Annotated in this window: 9 protein-coding genes; 2 read left to right on the top strand and 7 right to left on the bottom strand. The window is 71.3% G+C overall.

Annotation, left to right across the window (positions count from 1 at the left end; translation table 11 throughout):
• Positions 1–18: 18 nt before the first annotated feature.
• Positions 19–927 carry an RNA polymerase sigma-70 factor gene (locus OHB01_RS07115; RefSeq protein ID WP_147945031.1) on the bottom strand — a complete coding sequence of 303 codons (909 nt, stop codon included), beginning with the start codon at positions 925–927 and terminating at the stop codon, positions 19–21.
• A 553-nt stretch (positions 928–1480) separates the two neighbouring features.
• Here OHB01_RS07115 and OHB01_RS07110 point away from each other — a divergent pair.
• The gene (locus tag OHB01_RS07110) at positions 1481–3607 is read left to right on the top strand and encodes a prolyl oligopeptidase family serine peptidase (RefSeq protein ID WP_328855117.1); all 2127 of its coding nucleotides are present in this window, start codon (positions 1481–1483) and stop codon (positions 3605–3607) included.
• 51 nt (positions 3608–3658) lie between these two features.
• On the opposite strand, the gene OHB01_RS07105 is transcribed toward OHB01_RS07110, so the two are convergent.
• The 3 genes from OHB01_RS07105 to OHB01_RS07095 all read right to left on the bottom strand — a co-directional run bounded on the left by OHB01_RS07105 (position 3659) and on the right by OHB01_RS07095 (position 7763).
• Entirely contained in the window at positions 3659–4696 is a 1038-nt protein-coding gene (locus tag OHB01_RS07105) for a WxL protein peptidoglycan domain-containing protein (protein WP_142652414.1), read from the bottom strand.
• A 146-nt stretch (positions 4697–4842) separates the two neighbouring features.
• Positions 4843–6414, bottom strand: coding sequence for a metallophosphoesterase family protein (locus OHB01_RS07100; RefSeq protein WP_328855116.1), 1572 nt, complete (start codon positions 6412–6414; stop codon positions 4843–4845).
• A 116-nt stretch (positions 6415–6530) separates the two neighbouring features.
• Positions 6531–7763, bottom strand: coding sequence for a HupE/UreJ family protein (locus tag OHB01_RS07095; RefSeq protein ID WP_142652418.1), 1233 nt, complete (start codon positions 7761–7763; stop codon positions 6531–6533).
• A gap of 175 nt (positions 7764–7938) precedes the next feature.
• Between OHB01_RS07095 and OHB01_RS07090 the strand changes: the two genes are divergently transcribed.
• Entirely contained in the window at positions 7939–8610 is a 672-nt protein-coding gene (locus OHB01_RS07090) for a hypothetical protein (RefSeq protein WP_185949111.1), read from the top strand.
• A 509-nt stretch (positions 8611–9119) separates the two neighbouring features.
• Here OHB01_RS07090 and OHB01_RS07085 read toward each other — a convergent pair.
• The 3 genes from OHB01_RS07085 to OHB01_RS07075 all read right to left on the bottom strand — a co-directional run bounded on the left by OHB01_RS07085 (position 9120) and on the right by OHB01_RS07075 (position 15205).
• Positions 9120–11840 (bottom strand): DUF222 domain-containing protein, encoded by a 2721-nt coding sequence (locus OHB01_RS07085; RefSeq protein WP_328855115.1) that lies wholly within the window; start codon positions 11838–11840, stop codon positions 9120–9122.
• Between the two features lie 940 nt (positions 11841–12780).
• Positions 12781–13407 (bottom strand): class I SAM-dependent methyltransferase, encoded by a 627-nt coding sequence (locus OHB01_RS07080; protein WP_142650594.1) that lies wholly within the window; start codon positions 13405–13407, stop codon positions 12781–12783.
• Positions 13408–13735: 328 nt separating this feature from the next.
• On the bottom strand, positions 13736–15205 hold the full coding sequence (locus OHB01_RS07075; RefSeq protein ID WP_328855114.1) for a tetratricopeptide repeat protein: 1470 nt from the start codon (positions 15203–15205) through the stop codon (positions 13736–13738).
• Positions 15206–15273: the final 68 nt, after the last annotated feature.

The following is a 15273-nucleotide window of genomic DNA, read 5'->3' as shown; positions in this document are numbered from 1 at the left end:
CCGCGACGAGACGGGCGGTCAGCTCGCGGCGGACAACGGGGCGATCTTGGCGGGGTTCATCAGCCACAGCACCTGGTCGATGCCCTCCTCGGAGGCGTTCACGGTGAGGACCGTGAACAGCTCGCCGTCGTGGCGCAGCAGAGCCGCCGGCTGCCCGTTGACGTCGGCCCATTCCACTTCGACCCCGGCCCAGAACCGGCTCGCGAACGCCCTGATGAACTTCGCGACCCGGAACGCGCCGACCACCGGGAAGCGCGCGGCCCGTACGGCGCCGCCGCCGTCGGAGTAGCTGATCACGTCCGCGGCGAGGAGCTCTTCCAGCTTGGCGAGGTCGCCGACGCGGGCGGCGGCGACGAAGGCGGTGAGCAGTCTGCGCTGTTCGTCCCGGGTCACCGGGTTCCGGCGCTCGGAGACGATGCGTTTGCGCGCCCTGCTGACGAGCTGCCGCACCGCGGCCTCGCTCGCCTCGATGATCTCGGCGATCCGCCGGTAGGGATAGTCGAACGCCTCTCGCAACACGTACGCCGCGCGTTCGGTGGGCGAGAGCTTCTCCAGCAGGAGCAGGACCGCGAAGCTCAGGGCTTCGCCCCGCTCGGCGCCGAGGTGGGGATCGTTGCCGGTGTCGACGGGTTCGGGGAGCCACGGGCCGACGTACGTCTCGCGGCGAACGCGAGCCGACTGGAGGGCGTTGATGGCCAGGCGCGTGGTCACGGTCGCCAGGAACGCCCCCGGATCGGCCACGGTGTCGCGGTCGTACGCCTGCCAGCGCAGCCAGACGTCCTGTAACAGATCTTCGGCCTCGGTGGCGCTGCTCAGGATGCGGTAGGCGATGCCGAACAGGCGTGGCCGCAGGCCCTCGAAGGTGGCCGCCGCCTCGTCGAGGTCTTCGGTCCCGCCGCGACGGCTCTCCGTGCGGATATCCCTCATGGTGCTGGCCCCGTTCCGCCGGCGGATGGACCTTTCCAGCCTTTCACCCGCCGTCCGGGCGCTCTGACCGGGGACCACGGTTCGCGACGGGCCGTGCCGGCCAAGCCACACCCGGGTGTCGCCGTGCCCGGGATCTATCTTGGACGGCTCCGATCTCCACGGGCATTCCCGTGCGGCTTTCGTTTCTTTCGGGGAATTTAACGGCGAAATGATTGACGGCTCTTCGATTCCCGGTGGTGGGAGGCCGGGATTCGGCGCTCGCGTTTATCGATCCCGGGCACGGGGACGGTTGCCCTCGTAATCGCCTATATCGGGCGAGTCGACGGATCCAGGAGGTCGACATGACTGGATACCTGCCGTATCGCGATGGCGCTCCCGCTGCCCGGATCGGCGGCGTACGCGGCTGGCAGGCGGACATTCTCCGCGGCGAGTCGTAACCGAGTGAATCGAGGTGCTGCGGCGTGAACGGGCCGCAGTGCCTCGACCTGTCACGGCACCCATTGAAGGCGGCACCCACGTTGAAGGCGGCATCCATTGAAGGCGGGGGGATTTCATGGCGCGATTTCTCTACCCTTCCGCTCGGCGCAGCGACCTCGTGGAGAATCTGTTCGGAATCCCGGTGCCCGATCCTTATCGGTGGCTGGAAAACGGCGACGACGCCCGCGTACGCGACTGGGCGGCGGCCCAGGACCGCCTGTTCCTGGCGTGCCGTGAGCAATGGCGTGACAGGGATTCGTGGGCGTCCCTGATGGACCAGGTGTCCTCCTTCGGGGTGTCGGAGCCCCCGATCGTGCGGGGCTCGCTCATGTTCCTCGCCGAGCAGCTCCGCGGGGACGAGCAGCGGCGCCTGCTCGTCGTGGACGGCAAGGGCGGCAGGCGGGTGCTGGTCGATCCGGTGGACGTCGATCCGTCCGGCCACACCGGGCTGTACGCGTGGTGGCCGTCCCGCGAGGGCGAACGCGTCGCCGTCCAGATGGAGGTCGCCGAGCGGCCCGGCAGCGACATCATCGTGCTGGACGTACGGTCCGGCGAGGTGGTGGACGGGCCGTTGCCGCGCGCCCGCAACACCTCGCTCGCCTGGCTGCCGGGAGGGGACGCCTTCTACTACGTCAGCCGGGTGCCCGACGAGGAGCTCGCCCCCGGCGACCTGCGGCTGCACCGGCGGGTGCGGTTGCACCGGATCGGTACGCCCTGGCAGGACGACGCGGTGGTGTTCGGCGGCGAGGACGCCCCCGACCACTATTACGGGCTCACGGTCAGCACGGACGGACGTCATCTGGCCGTCACGGCGACGGCCGGGCCCGCCGCGCAGAACGACGTGTATGTGGCGGAGCTCGCCGATCTCGCGGCCCCACGTCTCGTCAAGGTCGTGGACGGCCAGGCCATCGGTGCCCGCGTCCTTCCCCGCTTCCTCCCGGGCGGCGCCCTGCTGCTCGTCACCGACTACGAGGCTCCGTGCGGCCGCGTCTGCGTGGCGGACCGGCCCGACCACGGCCCGGACGCCTGGCGCACGCTGATAGCCGAGGACCCCGAGGCTCCCCTCGACGAGTGCGTCGTGCTGGACGGCCCGGCGCTCGCGCGGCCCCTCCTGCTGGTGGCGCGCGCCCGCCACGGCATCTCCGCCCTGACGCTGCACGACCTGGCCGACGGCAGGCAGCTCGCCCGGCTGCCCGTGCCGGGCGCGGGCGTGGTGTCGTCCCTGCGCACGAGCGTCCCCCACGGCCATCGGGCGTGGTTCACCTACTGCGACGCGACCACGCCGCCCGTCGTCTATCGCCACGACGCCGTACGCGGGGTGACGGAGCCGGAGACGGGCGCCGCCACGGCGGGGCGTACGCCCGGGATCCGCAGCCGCGACGTGCGCTGCCGCGCCGCGGACGGCACCGAGATCACGCTGTTCCTGTTCACACCGGAGGAGGAGCACCAGGGGCCGCGGCCCACCCTCCTGTACGGCTACGGCAGCTTCGGCATGCCGATGCGCCCGTGGTTCTTCCCCCTGGCGGCCGCGTGGGTCGGCGCGGGCGGCACGTACGCGGTCGCGTGCGTACGCGGAGGCGGCGAGGAGGGCCGGCGCTGGCACGACGCCGGGCGCGGGCCGCACAAGCACCGCGCGATAAGCGACTTCAACGACGCCGCGGCCTGGCTCGTCGAGACCGGCATGACCACCCCCGGCCAACTGGCGATATACGGGCAGTCGGCCGGTGGTCTCCTGGTCACCGCCGCCGCCGTACGGCGACCGGACCTGTACGCCGCGGTCGTCGCGGAAGGCCCGCTCTGCGACATGGTGCGCTACGAACGATGGGGCCTGGGCTGCACGTGGACCGACGAGTTCGGCAGCGCCGCGCGGCCCGAGCAGCTCGAATGGCTTCTGGCGTACTCGCCGTACCACCACGTCAGGCCCGGAGTCCGCTATCCGGCCTTCCTCTTCACCGGCGCGGTGACCGATCTGCAGACGGGGGAGGCCCATGTCACCAAGATGTGCGCGGCCCTCCAGCACGCCACCGGCGGCGACCGGCCGATCCTCATGCGCCGGGAACCCGACACCGCCCACGCCGCCGCGCCCGCGAGCAAGGAACGCGCCCTGAGCGCGGACATCCTGGCCTTCGCCGCCGAACACACCGGCCTGTCACCGGAGAGGACGGCCACACCTCTGCGCGAGGCCGCCGCGGAACCGCTCTGAGACGCCTCGCCGGCTGTTCCTGCGTGAGCGGTCTATTGCTGTGTGAGCGGTCTATTCCTGCGTGAGCGGTGTGGCGGAGTGCGCCGGCCCGTGGGGGAGTGCGGTCCTCCGGCGGCGCCGTACGGCCAGGGCCGCGACGACGAGCCCGCAGACGACCAGGAGAGCGAGCAGCGGCGCCCACGGCAGCGTCCACACGCCCGCGGTGCCGTCCACGGCGGCGAGCGGGGCGATCGATCCCGCCGCGTCGGTGAGCAGGGGGACGAGGGTGACCGTTCCGGTCAGCCGCAGCGCGGGAGTCACCCCCTTCACCGGCACGGAGACCTTCCAGGTGTCGCCCGGGAGCAACTGGGGCGAGTCGTCGATGTGTCCCGCGCGGGCCTCCCAGTGCCCGAACGGTCCGGCCACGGACACCGTCTGACGAGCGGCGAGGATGCTGTTGCCGGTGTTGCGGATCGTGTAGGTGACGGTGGCGTCGCCCGTGTCGAGCGGATTGGACGTGCCGGAATAGCGCACCTGCAGGTTCTCCACCGACAGGCTCGGGTGCAGCTCTCCGCCCACGCGCAGGCGGATCCGGATGCCGAGACGCTGCCCGGCCGCCGCTCCGGCGTCGGCCGGTGAGGTGACGATGCCGCCCATGTATTCGCCGGGCGCGGCGTCGCCGGGGAGCGCGACCGTGAACGGCACCTCGGCGGTCTTACCGGGAGGAATGGTGACGTCGGGGCGGTCCGTGCGGATCCACGCGCCCACGCCGGTCTGCTTCGCGTCCTTGCCGCGCAGGTCGAGCCGGCCCTGCCCGGTGGTGAACGCGTCCGCGGCGTACACGTCGAGGTGGAGCGGCGTCGTGCCGTTGTTGGCGACGACGATCCCGTCGTCGAGCCGCCCGCCCGGGTCGAGCGTGTAGCTGTAGTCGGGCCGGTCGGATCCGAAGTCGTTGGACGCCGTCGCGACGGTCCAGGAGACCTCGCCGTCCGCCGCCGCGGCGGGGCCCGTCCCCGCTGCGAACAGGCCGGACGCGGCGAGCAGCGCCACGACGACGGCCCGGGCGATGGAGCGTGCTGCGGTTGTCGTACGGGGTCGTGACGGCTGCATCAGATCGATCCTCGGATGGGTTGGGGAAGCGGCGGAGAGGGCGATGGGTCGTGGGGTGGGCACCTGCTCGGTGCCCACCCCACCCGGGAGCGGGGCCGTCTTCGCTCATCGCGTCGGGCCCCCGCGTCGCCCCCGGTCGTCGTCTACTACTGGAGCCAGTCGGCCCCGGGGCCGGGCTTGCCGGGCTCGGGCTTGCCGGGCTCGGGCTTGCCGGGTCCGGGCTTGCCGGGCTCGGGCTTGCCGTTCGTGTGGATCACGACCTTGTCGACGAGGGAGCCGACCCCGGGAGCGGCGCTCGCGCCGTTGTCCGGGCCGCACCACTCCACGTTGCCGAGCTCCACCGCGGCGTTGGGGGCGGCGCAGGTGCCGCTGCGGAGGTTCTCGACGACGAGCTTGTCGCCGCGCACCTGGACCCGCACGTACGTGCGGACGTGCTCCTGGTTCTCGACCGAGTTGGCCCAGTGGTTCTTGGGGTTCAGCGGGTCGGGACCGTAGTTCGGGTCCTTGGTCGTGTTCGGAGCGGTGAGGTCGTAGTACTTCGACCCCGACGCCGAGTTCGCCGTCACGTAGATGACGCCGCCCGGGCCCTTGAACACCTCGGTGTCGCCGGGGCGCTCGTCCGGGTTCGCCTTCTGGCCGTTCTTGATCACGTAGCTGCGGGAGTAGCTGTGGTCGTGACCCTGCAGGACCAGGTCGACGCCGAGGTTCGAGAAGGCCGTCGGGAAGTCCTTACGGCGCTGCTGGTTGTCACCGTCGTTGGCGTGGTCGGCCGGCGAGTAGATCGAGTGGTGGTAGATCAGCACGATGTGCTTGGCGTCGCGGCCGTGCTTGTTGACCACGTCGGTGACGTAGTTGATGTGCGCGGCGTCGGACCCGTTGGCGTACGCGTTGCTGTTCAGGTCGATGAACAGGATGTTCTTGTACGTGAACCAGTAGTCGCCGCCCGAGCGGGTGGCCGCGTCGCCGTTGTAGTACGGCGCGGAACGGTCGGTGTTCGGCGTCCAGAAGTGCTGCTCGTACGCCTTGCCGCCGACGTCGTGGTTGCCGATGGTGGCGACCCACGGATACTGGCGCAGCTTGTCGGGGGCGAGGAACGCGTTCCACTGCGTCTCGTTGTTGGCGCTCTCGATCTGGTCGCCGCCCGAGACCAGCAGCTCGGCCTTCGGGTTGGCGGAGAGGGCGACGTTCAGGGTGTCGGCCCAGCCGGCGCCGTCCTTCGCCGTGTTGCCCGACGAGCCGATCTGCGGGTCGCCGAAGAACAGGAAGTCGAAGTCGTTGCCGTTGAAGTTCTGGGTCGTGAAGGAGTACGTCGGGGACCAGGCGCCCGGGGTGCCGACGCGGTAGGAGTACTCCGTGTTCTGCTTCAGGCCGTCGATCGTGGCGTGCCCGTTGTAGCCGCCGTTGACGGTGTTCGCCGTCACGGTGGCCGGGAAGGTGACGGAGTTCTTGGGGAACTCGCCGCGCACGAGGTTCTTGGTCGGCGCGACCTGGACCACCTGGGCGGTGCCCTCCGAGGCGTACCACGACACGACCCGCTGCGCCTGGTCGGCGCCCACGCCGAGGACGATGCCGCTGACCGTCGTGGTGGGGTCGGCGTGGGCCGCGGTCACGAGGCCGCCGCCGAGCACGGCGGTGGCGCTCAGGGCCGCCGCGGCGGCGGTGACGGCCGCCCGGCGGAGGACGAGCCCGGGGTTGTTGGTCCCCTTGTCGAGCTTCATGCTTTTCCATCCGTGTGGGGGAATTCGAGCGATTTGCACGATTGCGAGATTGGGTGTCGCGCTGGTGAACGCGGGGCGGGCGAACCGTTGCGCCTGATCGAAGATGTGATGCGATCTCAGGTTCCGAGAACGCGTTGCACGAACCAGACCAGGCCCATCGCGGACACGCCCGCCGCGATCGCCCCGGTCGTCCACAGTCCGGCGATCGGCCGGCGGCGACGCAGTACGGCGAGCAGCGGGAAGACCGCCACAATGATCGTCAGCTGGACGACCTCGATGCCCACGTTGAAGACGAGCAGCGACCACAGGAGCGTCCACGACCAGGCCTGCTGGATGCCCAGCGCCGAGGCGAACCCCAGGCCGTGCACGAGGCCGAAGCAGAAGACCACCGCGAGCCGGGTCCAGCCCGCGCGGTCGAGGTTGAAGTGGCCGTGACCTGCCGTCTCCAGGTCGGTGGCGTGCGACCGGCGCCGCCAGAGGCGCCACAGGTGCCAGCCCGCGACGACCGCGATCGAGAGGGCGATGACGGGCTCGACGAACGACGCGGGCACCTCCACCAGGCCGAGGGCGGCGAAGACGAAGGTCACCGAGTGGGCCAGCGTGAAGGTGGTCGCCGCGAGCACGATCTCGCGCAGGCGGCGTGACCCCGCGATGAGCGCCAGCAGGAACAGGATGTGGTCGAGCCCGCCGAGCAGGTGCTCGGCGCCGAGCCGGAAGAACTGCCAGAACCGCTCGAACCAGGACTGCTGCGTGGAGAACGACCGGTGCTGGGCGTCGAGGGCCGTGCTTCCGGACGTCAGGTCGAGGTCGTAGGTGACGATCGTCTTGCTGTCGCGCACGTACCCCTCGGAGCCGGCGAACAGCGCGCTGCGCACCTCGTGCGCGTCGGCGGACTCCGGGCACCGGTAGTCGAGGACCAGCCGGGCGTACGGGACGCCTTCGCGCCGCCCGATCGTGAAGCCGCCGTCCTTGACGGGAGTGCACGCCGTGCCCCCGGCGGTGACGCCGAAGCGCTGGGTGACGTACGCGACGACCGAGCGCGAGTGGGCCTCGAGCGCGGCGGCCTGCTGTGCCGCGTCGTCGGCGTCGAACGCCGCGGTGCCCTCCTTGAAGAGCGGGTCGTCCTTCTCGTAGTCGGCGGCGGAGACGACGAGCAGGTCATACTCCAGGTCGAGTTCGGTGCGCACGTGCCCGGCCTGGGGCGAGACGAGGTTGACGTACACCGTCGAGGTGAACCCGTGAGCGAGGGCGGGCACGCTGCCCAGCAGCGTGGAGAGGGCGCTGAACAGGACGCCCACGGCTGCGGCGGCGAGGACAGCACAGACACGACGCCGAGCGGCGGGGGACATATAGCTCCTTTTCGGCTTTGGTGTACGAAATCTGCTCGATGGAAATGAACGGGCGGTATCTCGTGAAAGAACCGTCGAGGAACCACGCCTGGCGGAGACGTCCCGGGCACCGGAAGGCCGCGAATCATGCGGTAGGAAGTAGGCGCACTTCCCGGCGCTCCGAAGGACGATCCCCATGCGCTCTCGGCTTCTGCCTGCCTGCACACTGGCCGCGGCAGTCGCGACCGCCGTGCTGGCCGGCGGATGCGGCTCCGGCGACGACTGGTCCCGGCCGCACGCGAAGCCCACCCCTGTCGGCACCCCCGGCCCGGGCTTCTTCCCGTCCGCGTCCCCCGCCCCGGAGGCCACGATCACGCCCCGGCCCGGCTCCTGGAACGGGGTGCATCCGCCGGAGGGCTACCGCGTGGTGCTGCTCACCGCGGGGGAGGACCGCCAGACCACGACGCTGGCGAACGCGGTGAAGGCGTGGGCCGACGAGGAAGGCGTCAGCCTCAGAACCCTCACGGCCACCCGGCCGGACCGGTACATCGCGACCATCACCGAGGCGATCGGCATGAAGCCCGACCTCATCGTGAGCGCCGGCGACGCCCTCATCGACCCCCTGGCCCTGGTCACCGCCAACCACCTCGGCCAGCAGTTCCTTGTGGTCGGCGCGGAACTGGCCGAGCCCACGGAGAACGTCACCGCCGCCGACTGGGCCGGTGCGTCTTTCCGGGGCGAGGGGCTCGGCATGTCCTCCACGTACGACGCCGCGAGCTTCACCCCCGAGCGCGCCGCGCGCGCGATCCGGGCGGGTGCCGCGGCCGTGCTCAACGGCATGACCGGCATCGTGATCTGGCTCGACTGATCCCTTCGGCTCGCTGACGAATGTGCCGATGGCCGGCACCTTGTAGAGCACTTTCCGTTTCACAAGGGCCGTGATCGCTTACGTACAGTCGTTCGGGCCAGGCCCGCATCAAGGCCGGCGCCATGCGGGCCAGCGCCGCGTAGTTCACCGCAGCGCGCAGTTCAGCGCAGCGCGCAGTTCGGCATAGCGCAGTTCGGCGTAGCGCAGTCCACGACCGGGCGTCCACCACGGCGCGGTCCAGCACGGCGTAGTCCACCACGGCGGAGTCCACCGGGCGTCTAGCACGGCGCAGCCCACCACAGCGCAGCCCACCCTCCCGTAGCTCGCCACCGCGCGGCCAGGCCAGCACCGCGCGGGCCAGTGACATTTGGGCCAGTGCCGCTTGGGCCAGTGCCGCGTGCGGCGCCGGACGTGGGCTCAGCGGCGCGGCGGCGGGTGGGGTGCCTGAACGGGATGCGGGGAACGGTTTCTCCCTTGAACGGTGCCAGGGCCGAAGCGCCCTCAAGTCGTCAAAAGGGCGGTGTCTCGAGGTCGCGCAGGATGAGACTTGCTCCCGATTCGTCCTGTGATGTGCCGTTGTCCTGTGCTTCCCTGCCGCGGCTGCCCGCGTCGGCTGTCTGCTTTGTTGTCTGCCTGGTCGCTGGTCGTGTCGGGCCTTCTGCCGTTGGGGATGGGGGAGGGCATGGTGGGGCCATGGTCGTGTCTGGTGCTCCGGGGAGGCGTTCGGGTGGGGCGTCGGGCCAGGTGCGGGGCTGGGGGTCGGGGACGGGCTGGATGATCTTCGGGAGTGGGCTGCGGTAGGGGTGTCCGAGTGGGCTGGTCCAGATGATCAGGTGGGGGCCTGCGGTGGTGACGCGCCAGCCGCCGAGGTGCTTGGCGCGGTGGTCGTGGCGGCAGGCCAGGTGGAGGTTGGCGGCGGTGGTGGCGCCGTTGTCGGCCCAGGCCTGGATGTGGTCTTGGTCGGTGCGGGTGGCGGGCATGCGGCAGCCCGGCCAGGAGCAGACCCGGCCCCGGATCTGGACGTATCGGCGTAAGGCCGCATCGGCATGACGCCGATCAGCCCCGTTCGAAGTGTTCGCCACCCCAGCGGTGCCGGCCGCACCAGCCGCGCCCGCCGCGCCCGCCGCGTTGACCGCGTCAGCCGTGTTCGCCGCGCCCGCGTTAGCCGTGCCAGCCGCGCTTGTGGTGCTGACTGCGCCTGCCGTGTCGGCCGTGCCCGTGGCGTTGGCCCTGTCGGCCGTGCTGGCCGCACCAGCCGTGTTCGCCGCGTTGACCGCGTCAGCCGTGTTGGTCACGCCCGTCGTGTTGGCCATGTTGGCCGTGTTGGCCGCTCCCGTCGTGTTGGCCGCGTCTGCGGCGTTCGTGGGGTTGGCCGCGTCCGCCGAGTGCGCGTTGGCCGTGCCAGCCGCGCCCGTGGTGCTGACCGCGCCTGCCGTGTTGGCCGTGTTGGCCGTGTCGGCCGAGTCTGCCGGGTCGGTCTGTTCGCCCAGCATGGCCGGGTCACCCGATCCCGCTGGGGCGTGCGCTGCCGCCGGGTCACAGGATCGGCCCGGGTGGCGCGCTGCTGCCGGGTGGGGTGATCCGGCTGGGTGAGGTGATCCGGTTGCGGGGGTGGTGCCGAGCTGGGCGTGGGCTTGACGGGTGAGGTCGGCGATGAGGGGTGCCCAGGCGCCGGTGGTGGCCGGTGCGGCGGCCAGCCGGTGGAGCTGGGTGAGGGTGATCTGCAGTTCGACGATGCCGCCGCGTCGCATGTCGCGGGGTGGCCGTTGTGCAGGCGGGCAGGGGCGCTGCCGGGTGATGCCGGCCAGGAGCAGGTGCCCGTCGTCGGTGCAGATGGCATAGCGCCATTGCCCATGCAGCATGCCGGTGACGATGCGGCGTGCCTGGGCGGCGTGGACCATGCCCCAGCCGGGCAGGTGAGCCGGGTGCTCATCGTGCCCGAGCAACGTGGTCAGCTCCACCCGTATCTCCGGCACCGACCACGATGTCGCGCCGGGCCCTCCACCAAGGCGGCCCTGCGACCGCTGAGGCTCCCGGCACCCGCGCCCACCCTCCGGCTCCGGCTCCGGTGCGGCGCTCTGGCCGTGCCCACGCTCAGACTCCGGCGCGCCCCTCCGCCCGTGCGCGTTCCCGTCCTCCAGCTCGGGCGAGGTGACCCGGTCACGCTCGCGCTCGTGCTCCGACTCGGGTCCGGTGCTCAGCCTCCGCTCGTCCTCCGACTCTGGTTCGGGTGCGGCGCTGTTGTCGTGCCCGCGCTCGTGCTCGTGCTTCGGCTCGGCTGTGGGGGTACCGGCGGGGCTGGCGGTAGTGCCTGCGGGGGCGTCAGGGATGCCGGTGTGGGTGTTCGCGGGGCTGTCAGGGGAGTCGGCCGAGCCGGTGGAGCTGGGGGTGTCGTCAGAGGTGTCGCCGGGGGTGGGATCGCCGGGTTCCACGAGAGGGTGGGCCAGGACATGGGTGATGATCTGCTCGTCGGTCAGGCCTTCGAAGGTGCCGTCCAGGCTGCCCAAGAACAAGTCCGCGCGGATGTGATCGATCGGGCGGCGGTCCCCGGCGCGTTTGCAGGCGCGGGCCAGCTCATCGATCCGCTCACACCCGGCCACCGCCCGCTCCACCGGCAGGTCCAGCCCGGACACGGTCGCGGTGCCGTCATCATTGCGCGTGCCGGCCACCCGCCGCCTGCGGACCGCCTCGGTATAACGCTTTTCCGCCCAATCCGGATCGATCGCGAGCACCATGCGCTGAACGTGCTCGACCAGCTCGCCCACCGTCCACCCCGCCGCCCGAGGCACCAGACGCTCGCAAACCCAGCCGGCCTGGGCGTCGGTCAACCCGCTCGTCCAGCGGATGAAAGCCACCGCCCGCGGCTCATCCAACACCCCCTCCAGCATCGCCTCACCGAGCACCGGCAGGCGGCGATGCAGATTCCACGCCAGCTCGAACGCCGAATCCGCGCGGCGGCGCGACCACACCAGCGCCGCCCGCGCCTCATCCGGGGCGAACTCCTCCGGTGTTTGCAGGCGGACCACGCTGTCGCCGGACCACGCCTCACGCAGCCCGACCTCCAGCAGCACCCGCAAAAACCACGCCCGGTCATGACAGGACTGCCGGTAGGCCGCCTTGAGCACCTCCACAGTGTCGAACCCCGACACCCGCTCCACAGCGATACCCGCCAGCACCCCCGCAAGCTCGGCCCCCGGCGGGACCACCGCCAGCCCATCAGGAATCGCCACCGGCACCCCGCCACCGCCGGTACCTTCGCCCCCGGCCTCGCCCCCACCCTGGCCAGCGGAGGACACCCCGCCCACCACACGCGAAGGGTAGGCCGGGCCCACCGGGTCCGCCGGGCGCGACGGGCAGGCTGAAGGTGCCGGATCCACCGGACGTGTCGGGTCTGCCGGGCGTGCTGCACGTGTCGAGGGCACCGGCGGTGCCGGGCGCTGCCCGGCGGCAGCGGACGGCGAGTGCGGCGCGGACACGGCGGTGAACCCCCAGGAGCACAGACGAAGGCAAACAACGGTTTCCCGACCGCCCGGACCGGGACTTCCTTCAACAGACTCGGCTCAACACACGGCGTATGGCCAACGGCCCGCCAGCTAGGCTCACCTGCAACGGCTGCCTCAAGCCTACCTCGAACACACCATCGAATCAAACCCTGACCTGGGCAAATATGGAGCCTCAGCCCAGCGAGGCAGTCCTCGATGCAACGTCCCGTCCAGAGACGGCTCGCAAAGCCTTCCGGGCTGTCGCCAGGGGCGTACGGTCCAGGTGCGCGGTCCGGAGGTGCAGGCCGGAAGGGTCAAGGGTCGCCGGCAACGCAGGCTCCGTGAAGGCTCACGAGGTCGCGCCCGGCACGAGGGGTGGGGCAGGGCGGCGTGGGCCAGCAGGGCGGGGCCGGGGAGCCTGGCACTGCGACGGCCGGAAGCGTTGTGCCCAAGACCGGGCCCCCGAATATACCGAGCTTGCGACTACTTTGCGTGAGGAGAGCGAGCGGGCCTCGTCAGGAACCGGAGGCGCCTGCCGGCGCGGGCTTCGCACGGATCGAAGGTTCATGCCGGCGCGGGCTCGGTGAGGACCGGAGGTTCCCTCCGACGCAATGACCGACACGGCCAAGGTCGCGGACCACCCCTCGCGACCGTCCTCGCGCGGGACCGCGGTCTCGCGGCGTTCGGGTCAGGGGCGGACGGCAAGCACCCGGAAGCTGATGCCGCGGGTCGCCCGCGTCACCAACTCGATCCTGAAACCGGCCTGCTGGAGGTAGGGCCGCGGATCGCGGGTGAGGTAGTCGGCCTGGAACCGTACCGACAGCGGCTCCAGCAGCCGCATCCCGGCCCGTATCACAGGGCTGCTCGACGGCCCGTGCTCGGCCAGCACGAACCGCCCGCCCGGCTTGAGCACGCGATAGGCCTCGCGGGCGGCGGCCAGCGGATCGGGGATGGTGCACATCGTGAACGTGGACACGACCGTGTCGGCCACCCCGTCGGGCAGGTCCAGGCGCTGTACGTCGCCCTGCCGCAGCTCCACCCGCTCGCCGAGGCCGGCCTGCGCCACGCGTCGCCGTGCCAGCTCCAGCATGCGCTCGGACAGCTCGATCCCGACGACCGTGGTGTCGGCGTCGTACAGCGGGAGGTTGAGCCCGGTGCCCACCGCGATCTCCACGACATGACCGCGCGCCTGCCTGACGGCCCACTCCCGGCTGCCCGGCAACAGGCGGCGCTCCCAAGTCAGCATCTGGCTGTCGTACCGATCCGCCAGCCGGTCGAACACCCGGCGTACGTCGGCATCCGTGAGCGCCCGCATCGACCGACCCTTCCGGAACGGGAGACTCCGCACATGGTGCCACGCCATCGGACGGCGGGCCACAGGCGCGGCCCCGAGCGCGTGGAGCCGTGCGTGCCGGGCCCGGGCGTGGCCCCGGGCGTGTGGGCGCGGGTCTGGCTCTGAGCGTGCGGGCCAGAGCGTTGCGGGGGCCGCGTGTGGAGCATTGCGTGCGGCCCCGTGCAGGTCCCGTGTGGCCTCACGCGCCGATTCCCATACTCGGCCCCATATGCGGCCCCCATGCGCGCGGTCCATACACGGCCACGCGTGTGCAGCCCCGGGGTTACGGGTCTGGGGTGCGCGGCCGGGGCTACCTCCGAGAGGTCAACCGGCCGCGGAACTCGGCGTTCGCGCTCTCGATCAGCCGGTTCATGTGCTCGATCTCGGCCGGGTCCGGTTTCCGGCGGAGCCGCACCTGGATCGCGAACTCGCCGTCCTCCACGGTCACGTCGAGGTCCTCAAGGAGGTCTGCCGGCAGCCTGGTGATGACGAACTCGCGGAACGCCTCGGCGATCGTGCCCTGGACGTCTCCGCAGCCGCAGGCGCGGCCCTGGACGATGGCGCCGAGGTGGCTGTGCCCCGTGATCGCGTCGGGGTGCGCGACGTCGAGCGTCGCCAGCCCGGCCTCCACCACCTGCCGTGCCTCGGCCAGTCGTTCCTCGTGCTGCAGGAACAGGCCGAGCGCGATCCGCGAGCGGCCGAGCATCTCGTGGTCGTGCCCGCGGTCGGCCTCGGCCACGGCGTCGCGCAGACGCCGCTCCGCCTCGTCCGTACGGCCCGAGGCCGACAGGGCCAGCCCCCAGTTGCGCAGGACCTGGGCACGCAGCTCATGACGGCCGATGCGGTCCGCACGCGCCCACGCGTTCTCGAACGTCCGCAGCGCGGCGGCGGTGTCGCCGGCGTCCTCGTGCGCCATGGCGAGGCCGAGCGTCGCCATGAGCGCGTCCTCGGCCCGGCCCTGCCGGTCGTAGGAGGCGAGCACCTTCTCGATCGCCCACACCCGCCCCGCTTCGTCGCCGATGTCGTGGCCGGTGTTCGCCAGCTGCGACAGGGCGTTGAGCGTCGCCTGGTGATCGGGGCCGAGCCGCTCCTCCAGGGCGGCGACCAGGCTGGTGAGCACCGCCTTGCCGGTCGACGGGTCCTGGCCGGCCCGGTTCATCACGGTGAGCGCGATCTGCTCGACGATGCCGTCCGGCAAGTGCTCCAGATCCGCGAAGGCGGGTTCGCCGCCGCCGGAGACCACGATGATCTCCGCCCGCAACGCGAGCGCGGTGGCGACCCGTTCGTGGCCGCTCCGCCAGAACGTGCCGACCGCCTCTTCCACGATCTGACGGGCCTGGCCGACGTCACCACGTCGGAGCAGCACGTCGGCCAGGGGCTCCAGGGCATAGGCGTAACCAGGGTGCTCACGGCCGTAGAAGTCGCGCCGCTCCTGGACATTGCGCCGCAACTCGTCTTCGGCCTGGTCGAGCCGCCCGGCCATCGTCAGTACGGTGCCGAGGTTGAGCCGATAGGTGAGGTGGTCCTTGTACGCCTCTCGGTCACCTGCAGGCGGATAAGAGCAGGCGCTGCGATAGCAGTCCACCGCCCGGTCGACCTGACCGGAGCTGAACAGGAGGTTGCCGAGATCGCACTGGGCCGACGCCCATTGCGGGCTCCCGTGGCCGTACCCGCGCTCGGCCTTCCCCAGCTCCCTCACCAGGAGCTGTTCCGCGTCGATGAGACGGCCCTCTTCCAGAAGACCGTACGCGATGTCGAGTGGGGACGGCGATCTTGACATGCGGGGAGTATAGAGACCGGATCCGACAGAAAGAGAACGGCCGGAAAGCGCGGGCTGACCGGCCGTTC

The sequence above is a fragment of the Microbispora hainanensis genome (genome assembly GCF_036186745.1).
In the GTDB taxonomy this organism is placed as follows: domain Bacteria; phylum Actinomycetota; class Actinomycetes; order Streptosporangiales; family Streptosporangiaceae; genus Microbispora.
The sequence above is the reverse complement of the archived record's forward strand: the minus strand, read 5'-3'. Positions and strand labels throughout refer to the sequence as shown.

Bases quoted from the DNA above. Each gene is read 5' to 3' on its own strand.
- OHB01_RS07115 (WP_147945031.1), bottom strand. From the start codon at position 927: ATGAGGGATATCCGCACGGAGAGCCGTCGCGGCGGGACCGAAGACCTC.
- OHB01_RS07110 (WP_328855117.1), top strand. From the start codon at position 1,481: ATGGCGCGATTTCTCTACCCTTCCGCTCGGCGCAGCGACCTCGTGGAG.
- OHB01_RS07105 (WP_142652414.1), bottom strand. From the start codon at position 4,696: ATGCAGCCGTCACGACCCCGTACGACAACCGCAGCACGCTCCATCGCC.
- OHB01_RS07100 (WP_328855116.1), bottom strand. From the start codon at position 6,414: ATGAAGCTCGACAAGGGGACCAACAACCCCGGGCTCGTCCTCCGCCGG.
- OHB01_RS07095 (WP_142652418.1), bottom strand. From the start codon at position 7,763: ATGTCCCCCGCCGCTCGGCGTCGTGTCTGTGCTGTCCTCGCCGCCGCA.
- OHB01_RS07090 (WP_185949111.1), top strand. From the start codon at position 7,939: ATGCGCTCTCGGCTTCTGCCTGCCTGCACACTGGCCGCGGCAGTCGCG.
- OHB01_RS07080 (WP_142650594.1), bottom strand. From the start codon at position 13,407: ATGCGGGCGCTCACGGATGCCGACGTACGCCGGGTGTTCGACCGGCTG.
- OHB01_RS07075 (WP_328855114.1), bottom strand. From the start codon at position 15,205: ATGTCAAGATCGCCGTCCCCACTCGACATCGCGTACGGTCTTCTGGAA.